Below are 7,442 nucleotides of genomic sequence, written 5' to 3'. Positions count from 1 at the left end.
AAGCCGGTGCTGAATCGCGATCTCCTGGAGGAGCTCGACGCGGCCCTCGTGGGGCGCACGGCGCGCTTCGAGTGGGTCAAGGGTCACGCGAATCACCCCCTGAACGAGGCTGCGGACGACCGCGCCCGCGCCGTCGCCGAGGCCTATCAGCGCGGCACCCCGATCCCGTCCGGGCCGGGCTTTGTCCGCGCCGGGGATCCGCCCGCGCCCGGCACGACCCCCTCCGCGAGCGACACAGAGCCCGGCGGCTCCGCGCCCGAGCAGCCCTCGCTCTTCTAAGCGACGCGCCTCGCGGGCGACCTCCGGCTCCTGAGCGGCGGCCGAACCCGGTAGACTGTGGCTCGATATGGCTACTTTTGGAAACCTCTCTCAGCGGCTGACCGACACCTTCAAGAACCTCCGGACGAAGGGCAAGCTCAGCGCGTCCGACGTCGACGGCACGGTTCGGGAGATCCGGCGCGCCCTCCTCGAAGCTGACGTCGCCCTCGAGGTCGTCAAGGACTTCACCGGGAAGGTGCGCGAGCGCGCCCTCGGCGACGAGGTGAACCAGGCGCTCAACCCGGCGCAGCAGGTCGTGCAGATCGTGAACGAGGAGCTCGTCGCGATCCTCGGCGGCGAACAGCGGCGCCTGGAGTTCGCGAAGAAGCCCCCGACGGTGATCATGCTCGCCGGTCTGCAGGGTGCCGGAAAGACGACCCTCGCGGGCAAGCTCGCGAAGTGGCTCGCCAAGCAGGGGCACACCCCGCTGCTCGTCGCGGCCGACCTCCAGCGGCCGAACGCCGTCACCCAGCTCGGCGTCGTCGCCGAGCAGGCCGGAGTGGCGATCTTCGCGCCGGAACCCGGCAACGGCGTTGGCGACCCCGTGCGCGTTGCGAAAGACTCCATCACGCACGCGCAGACGAAGCAGTACGACACCGTGATCGTGGACACCGCCGGTCGCCTCGGCGTTGACGCCGAACTCATGAAGCAGGCCGCGGACATCCGCAAGGCCGTATCGCCCGACGAGGTGCTCTTCGTGATCGACGCGATGATCGGTCAGGACGCGGTCGCGACCGCGAAGGCCTTCCAGGAGGGCGTCGACTTCACGGGCGTCGTGCTGACCAAGCTTGACGGCGACGCCCGAGGCGGTGCCGCGCTGTCCATCCGACAGCTCACGGGCCGACCCATCATGTTCGCCTCCACGGGCGAGGGCCTCGACGACTTCGAGCCGTTCCACCCGGATCGCATGGCCAGCCGGATCCTGGACCTCGGTGACATTCTCACCCTGATCGAGCAGGCCCAGGGCGCCTTCGACGAGGAGGAGGCCCGCAAGGTCGCCGAGAAGATCGCGACCGACTCCTTCACGCTTGAGGACTTCCTCGGCCAGATGCAGCAGATGCGCAGCATGGGCTCGATGAAGAAGATGATGGGCATGCTGCCCGGCATGGGCAAGATGAAGGAGCAGCTCGACAACTTTGACGAGCGCGAGATTGTCCGCACCGAGGCCATCATCCAGTCGATGACCCCCGCCGAGCGCCGCAACTCGAAGCTCCTGAACGGTTCCCGTCGCCTGCGCATCGCGAAGGGCTCCGGGATGACCGTGACCGACGTGAACCAGCTGGTGCAGCGCTTCGAGCAGGCCGCGAAGATGATGAAGACCGTCGCCAAGGGCGGCGTGCCGCAGATTCCGGGCATGGGCCCGATTCCCGGCGGCATGGGCCACGGGGGCAAGAAGAAGGCCGCCGCGAAGAAGGGCAAGCGTGCCTCCGGGAACCCGGCCAAGCGCGCCCAGGAAGCCCTCGGCCAGCCGGCCACGAGTGCCCAGACGGGGAGCGGTTTCGGGCTGGGAGGCGCCAAGGGCGCTCCGAGCGAGGCCGACCTCGACGCGATCCAGAAGATGCTCGGCGGCGGACGCTAGCTCGCTCGCGCACACAAAAACGCGCCGCTCCCCGAGGGGAACGGCGCGTTTTTGGGTGTCTGGCTTAGCCCATCGTGTTCACGATGAGCCCGATGTGGGTGAAGAAGTTCAGCGCACCGAAGAGGAAGAATCCGAGACCGGCGAGGCCCCAGCACAGCCCAACGATCCACTGCATCGTGGTGCGCGGGGCACCGAGGCGGAACTCGCGCAGCGCGAGCGGGAACAGCACCGCGCCGACGCCGACGACGGCGAACATCCCGGACATGAAGAGCGCTTCCATCCAGGGCCACTCGGCGAAGGCACCGGTGATGGGCTCCTCCGGGGGTGCGGCGAACAGCTGGAAGATCACGCCCGCGAAGGCGATGGCGATCAGCGCCAGGCCCAGGCCGACGACCATGAGCGAGATGGGGCGGCTGACCTTGCCGAGATACGCGGCCGCGTCCCCGGAAGCCATGATCTTGTCGTTGCGCTTCCAGAGATAGAAGGCGGCAAACAGCAGCAGGACGCCGAAGCCGAAGCTGGTCTCGCCGAAGATGATGTTGTCGAAGGGGAAATACTTGGCAAACGGCCAGGTGAGGGTCATGTGCAGCCCGGTGGTGAACAGGATGACCCCGGGAACGGCGAAGGCGATCGACCAGGAGTCGAGGTGCACCTCGCGGTCGGTCATCAGCGCTTTCGCGAAGTAGACGAGCGAGATCAGCCCGGCGCCGGCGGCGATGGACATGATCGTGTTGTAGGTGGGCATTTGGGTCCAGTCAATAATCAGACCGGGCGCCTCGGTGATCAGCATGGGTGACTCCTTTCGAAGTGGGCGAGTCGTCTCTGATTCTCGGCGTCCTCGCAGTCACTATACGCAAGTATAGAACGGAGACGGAGGCGAGCGGATACCCTGAAACACGGGGCGAGTCGGAGAGGGACGTGAGTTCGTGGTGTCAGGTCGACCGGGTGAGGTTCCCCCGGGGAGCGAGGCGACGGCGCTGACGCCCCCCGAGCGCATGGCCACCGCCGCGGCGAAGCTCCTCATTCACGAGGGTCCTGACGCGATTACCCATCGGCGTGTCGCCGAGGCGGCCGGGGTGCCGCGCGGCTCCGCAAACTACTTCTTCCCGACGCGGGCGGAGCTCTTCGCAACGGCCGTGCGCTCCGCCGAGCAGGTGCGTCTTGCCGGAGCAGGCCACGTCGCCGATGCGATCGTGCCCCGGTGGCGAACCCCCGATGAGGCGGCGAAGCTGCTGATTGCTGCCTGGTATGCGCCCGGGGCCGGACCGGACGTGGTGCGCGCCCGACTCGACCCGATGATCGACGCGCTGCACGAGCCCGAGCTGGCGGCCGTCATGGCCGAGTCTCGGCCTCGGCTGCTTGGCGTGCTGGGCCGGGTGCTGGAGCGCTGTGGCTTCCGCGCGGACGCGGACGTTGACCTGATCGCGCTCGTCCTGGACGGCGCCCTCGTGTACGAGCACCGGATCGATCCGGACGAGGCCCTCGCGGCCGCCCACGGGATCGTCGGCCGGCTGCTCGCACTCCTGCCGCGGGACGGCGGGGGAGCCCGGTCGGAACCGGACAGGGCGGCTCCGGAAGAGGGCGGATCGGAAAACGCCCGCTGGCCTTGACTTTTTCCAAGAATTACCAGATCACGACAAAATATGTCAGAATTGATCCGTGCCGTTACGCCTCTGTGTGACCGGCGCCACACTTTTGCGGGCACAGTCGTGATCCGCGGATTCAATTATTTCATCACGAACTGGAGCATCATGGCAGTTAAGATCCGTCTCAAGCGTCTCGGCAAGATCCGCGCCCCCTACTACCGCATCGTCGTGGCCGACTCGCGCACCAAGCGCGACGGCCGTGTGATCGAGGAGATCGGCAAGTACCACCCGACCGAGCAGCCCTCCTTCATCGAGGTCAACTCCGAGCGCGCGCAGTACTGGCTCTCCGTCGGCGCACAGCCGACCGAGCAGGTTGCCGCGATCCTCAAGCTGACCGGCGACTGGGGCACGTTCACGGGCGAGGGCAACACCGAGTCCCAGGTCCTGCCGGTCGAGCCCAAGGCCGCATTCGTCGTTGACGAGAAGAAGAAGCCCGTTCTCAAGCCCAAGGCTGAGAAGAAGGCCGAAGCCCCCAAGGCTGAGGAGGCCGCTGAGGCCCCCGCCGAGGAGGCCGCAGAGGCCGCTGAGACGACCGAGGCCTAGGTCTCGTGCTCGCTCCGGCACTCGAACATCTCGTGAAGGGCATCGTTGATCGCCCCGAAGAGGTCCAGGTAACGAAGCGGGACACCCAGCGTGGCGAGGTCCTCGAGGTGCACGTGCACCCCGAGGACCTCGGTCGCGTCATCGGGAGGTCCGGCCGCACCGCGCAGTCGCTGCGCACCGTGGTCGCCGCGCTCGCGCAGGGCCGTCGCGTGCGCGTCGACGTGGTCGACACCGACAACGCGTCGTGACCGCGCCGAAGTCCCCGCGGGGAGTCGAGCTCCCCGGGCAGCTCCGGGTCGGTCGGCTCACGAAGCCGCACGGCCTGAAGGGCGCCCTCAAGCTCGAGCTGTTTACGGACTCGCCCGATGAGCGGTTCACGCCCGGCTCCGTGTTTAGCCTGCAGGTGCCCTCCGAGTCGCCCTGGTCCGGGAAAACCCTGACCGTTCGCGAGCTCAAGTGGTTCAACGGAAGCCCGGTCGGCTTCTTCGATGAGGTGCCCGACCGCAACGCCGCCGAGTCCATCGCCAAGGCGATTCTCTGGATCGACGCGGATGCGGTTGCGTCCTCCGTCGAGGAGGACGCCTGGTACCAGCACGAACTCCGTGGCCTCAACGTCGTTCGAGACGGCGCCGTGATCGGCACGGTCCGCGAGGTGCAGCACCTGCCCGCGCAGGACCTGATCGTCGTCGCGACGCCCGCGGGCGATGTGCTGCTCCCGTTCGTGCAGGAGCTCGTGCCCGAGGTGGATCCCGTCGCCGGGCACATCGTGATCACGCCCCCGCCCGGGCTCTTCGAGGAGATCGAAGAGACCGAGGAGGAGCCCGCCCCGGAGGCGCTGGCCGCCGCCGAGGCGAGCGCGGGCATTGAAACCGTGATCGTCGAGGACGAGGACGAGCCCGCCGCCGACGCGGCAGCGCTCGATGCCCCCGCCGCGAACCCCGAGGATGCCCCGCGTGCGGATTGACATCGTCACGATCTTCCCGACGTTCTTTGATGCCCTCGACCTGTCCTTGCTCGGCAAGGCCCGGTCGAAGGGCATCATTGACGTCGGGGTGCACGATCTGCGCGATTCCGCCCACGACCGGCACCGCACCGTCGATGGCCCGCCCGCGGGCGGCGGGGCAGGCATGGTCATGCGTCCCGAGCCCTGGGGGGAGTCCCTCGACGGCATCCTCGACGGGGCCGATGACCCGCTCGTGATTTTTCCCTCGCCCGCCGGTGACGTGTTCACCCAGGAGATGGCGAAGGAACTCGCCCAGGAGACGCACCTCGTCTTCGGCTGCGGCCGCTTCGAGGGGATCGACCAGCGGGTCTTCGACGAGACGGCCTCGCGCGCGCGCGTTCGGCTGGTCAGCATCGGCGACTACGTGCTCAACGGGGGAGAGGTCGCGGTCACCGTGATGATCGAGGCGATCGGGCGGCTCATCCCCGGGGTCATCGGCAACCCGGAGAGCCTCGTGGAGGAGTCGCACGAGGACGGCCTGCTCGAGTACCCGAGCTACACCAAACCGGCCGAGTGGCGCGGGCGTCAGATTCCGCCGGTCTTGCTGAGCGGGAACCACGGCGCGGTCGAGCAGTGGCGTCACGAGCAGCGCGTGGAGCGCACCCGACGGGTGCGACCCGAGCTGCTCGAAGAAGCCACTCCCGAGGACGGCGAAACGCCCCAGTAGCGGCCACCCTGTCCGGGGCCAAACTGTGGCATAATAGATCTTTGTGTTCGGTTGCAAAACTGCCACGAGGGTTCTGCGCCTGACGAACACCATCTCTTTTTCATTTCTTAGACATCCGTGATCCGACTTGTGGCGGGCACAGAGAGCGAACATCATGCAGAAGCTTGACTTCATTGACGCGGCATCGCTGCGTAGCGACATCCCCAACTTCCGCCCCGGCGACACCGTCAAGGTGCACGTGAACATCATCGAGGGCAACCGCTCGCGTGTTCAGGTGTTCCAGGGCGTCGTGATCCGTCGCCACGGCGATGGCATCCGCGAGACCTTCACGGTCCGGAAGATCAGCTTCCAGGTCGGCGTGGAGCGCGTGTTCCCCGTGCACTCGCCGGTCCTCGAGAAGATCGAGATCGTCAGCCGCGGTGACGTTCGCCGCGCCAAGCTGTACTACCTGCGCGCCCTCTCCGGCAAGAAGGCCAAGATCAAGGAAAAGCGCGAGATCTAAGCAGCTTTCCCAGTTCCGAGCTCCCCACCGCCGATAGGATGTTGGGGAGCTCGGTGCGTTAACCGACCGCTCGCAGGCGATAGAGAGTACGAGAGTGACCGACAGCACCGCGAATGAGCCCGTCGACGAGGTCGAAGCTCGTCCCCGCAATGCCTTCCTGACCTTCCTCCGCGACCTCGTGGTGATCCTCGTCATCGCGTTCCTGGTGTCTTTCGTCGTGAAGACCTTCCTCGTGCGCTCCTTCTACATCCCCTCCGGGTCAATGAAGGACACCCTGCAGGTCGACGACCGGATCCTGGTGAACCAGCTGAGCCCCGAGCTGATGGCCGTCGAGCGCGGCGACGTGATCGTGTTCACGGATCCGGGCGGCTGGCTGACCGCGCGCGCGGTGACGCCGCCGAGCGCCTTCGAGTGGGTGCTCCAGCAGGTGGGCCTGCTCGCGGACACCTCCGAGGAATACGTCATTAAGCGCGTCATCGGCCTCCCCGGCGACACGGTTGCGTGCTGCAACCCCCGCGGACAGCTCAGCGTGAACGGCGTGCCGATCAAGGAGCCCTACGTGCTCCTGCCGGAGACGGGCGCGCCCGTGTCCAAGGATGACTTCAGCGTCGACATCCCCGCCGGCTCCTACTGGGTCATGGGGGACAACCGCTACGCCAGCAAGGACTCCCGCTACAACCGGGACACGCCAGGCAAGGGCTTCGTCCTGGAGGACGAGATTGTCGGCCGGGCCTTCGTGATCAACTGGCCCTTCAGCCGCTTTGGCTGGCTCGGCAGCCACCCCGATTCCTTCGCCGGGGTCCCCGACCCCGCGGGCACGCCGGCCCCCGCCGCTCAGGGCCCCTCCGGTGGCTGAGGCTCGGACGCCCCCGCCCGGGCTGATCCCGGGCAAAGATCCCTCGCTGGACGCGGAACGTGCCCTCGCCGCTGCCGGCTTCGCGACCGTCATCGGCGTCGACGAGGTGGGCCGCGGCGCGATCGCCGGGCCGGTCTCGGTCGGCGTCGCCATGATTCACACCGACACGGGTGAGTTTCCCGTCGGGCTCCGCGACTCCAAACTGCTGAGCGAGAAGCGCCGCGAGGCCATCGAGCCCGAGGTCGCGACCTGGTGCCTCGGCTGGGCGGTTGGCACGGCGACGGCGGCCGAGATCGACGAGTTCGGGATCACCGCGATGCTCGGGGAG

10 protein-coding genes and 1 pseudogene are annotated in these 7,442 nt (G+C 67.6%); 10 read left to right on the top strand and 1 reads right to left on the bottom strand.

Annotation, left to right across the window (positions count from 1 at the left end):
* Together OOT08_RS01235 and ffh are read left to right on the top strand one after the other, a co-directional pair.
* Window positions 1-279 (top strand): RNase H family protein (locus tag OOT08_RS01235; RefSeq protein ID WP_325090763.1); only part of this gene is annotated, 279 nt, incomplete at its 5' end.
* A 67-nt stretch (window positions 280-346) separates the two neighbouring features.
* Entirely contained in the window at window positions 347-1,897 is a 1,551-nt protein-coding gene (ffh, locus tag OOT08_RS01230) for a signal recognition particle protein (RefSeq protein ID WP_325090762.1), read from the top strand.
* 64 nt (window positions 1,898-1,961) lie between these two features.
* On the opposite strand, the gene OOT08_RS01225 is transcribed toward ffh, so the two are convergent.
* Window positions 1,962-2,687, bottom strand: coding sequence for a DUF981 domain-containing protein (locus OOT08_RS01225; RefSeq protein WP_325090761.1), 726 nt, complete (start codon window positions 2,685-2,687; stop codon window positions 1,962-1,964).
* 139 nt (window positions 2,688-2,826) lie between these two features.
* Here OOT08_RS01225 and OOT08_RS01220 point away from each other — a divergent pair, with 139 nt between their 5' ends.
* From OOT08_RS01220 to OOT08_RS01185, 8 genes and pseudogenes are all read left to right on the top strand, one after another.
* Entirely contained in the window at window positions 2,827-3,507 is a 681-nt protein-coding gene (locus OOT08_RS01220; RefSeq protein ID WP_325090760.1) for a TetR/AcrR family transcriptional regulator, read from the top strand.
* Between the two features lie 141 nt (window positions 3,508-3,648).
* A complete protein-coding gene (rpsP, locus tag OOT08_RS01215; RefSeq protein WP_325090759.1) occupies window positions 3,649-4,086 on the top strand; it encodes a 30S ribosomal protein S16 in 438 nt (145 codons plus the stop codon).
* Between the two features lie 5 nt (window positions 4,087-4,091).
* On the top strand, window positions 4,092-4,334 hold the full coding sequence (locus tag OOT08_RS01210; RefSeq protein ID WP_325090758.1) for an RNA-binding protein: 243 nt from the start codon (window positions 4,092-4,094) through the stop codon (window positions 4,332-4,334).
* Window positions 4,331-5,050 carry a ribosome maturation factor RimM gene (gene rimM / locus OOT08_RS01205; protein WP_325090757.1) on the top strand — a complete coding sequence of 240 codons (720 nt, stop codon included), beginning with the start codon at window positions 4,331-4,333 and terminating at the stop codon, window positions 5,048-5,050. Before OOT08_RS01210 ends, rimM begins: the two co-directional genes overlap by 4 nt.
* The gene (gene trmD / locus OOT08_RS01200) at window positions 5,040-5,756 is read left to right on the top strand and encodes a tRNA (guanosine(37)-N1)-methyltransferase TrmD (protein ID WP_325090756.1); all 717 of its coding nucleotides are present in this window, start codon (window positions 5,040-5,042) and stop codon (window positions 5,754-5,756) included. Before rimM ends, trmD begins: the two co-directional genes overlap by 11 nt.
* Before the next feature lie 154 nt (window positions 5,757-5,910).
* The gene (rplS, locus tag OOT08_RS01195) at window positions 5,911-6,258 is read left to right on the top strand and encodes a 50S ribosomal protein L19 (RefSeq protein ID WP_325090755.1); all 348 of its coding nucleotides are present in this window, start codon (window positions 5,911-5,913) and stop codon (window positions 6,256-6,258) included.
* A gap of 94 nt (window positions 6,259-6,352) precedes the next feature.
* A complete protein-coding gene (lepB, locus tag OOT08_RS01190; protein ID WP_325090754.1) occupies window positions 6,353-7,114 on the top strand; it encodes a signal peptidase I in 762 nt (253 codons plus the stop codon).
* Window positions 7,107-7,442: pseudogene (locus tag OOT08_RS01185) on the top strand (ribonuclease HII); the annotation flags it as partial. The gene lepB and the pseudogene OOT08_RS01185, both read left to right, overlap by 8 nt.

It is taken from the genome of Leucobacter sp. M11, from assembly GCF_035726885.1.
Classification (GTDB): domain Bacteria; phylum Actinomycetota; class Actinomycetes; order Actinomycetales; family Microbacteriaceae; genus JAPFRB01.
This window is presented reverse-complemented; position numbering and strand designations above follow the sequence as displayed.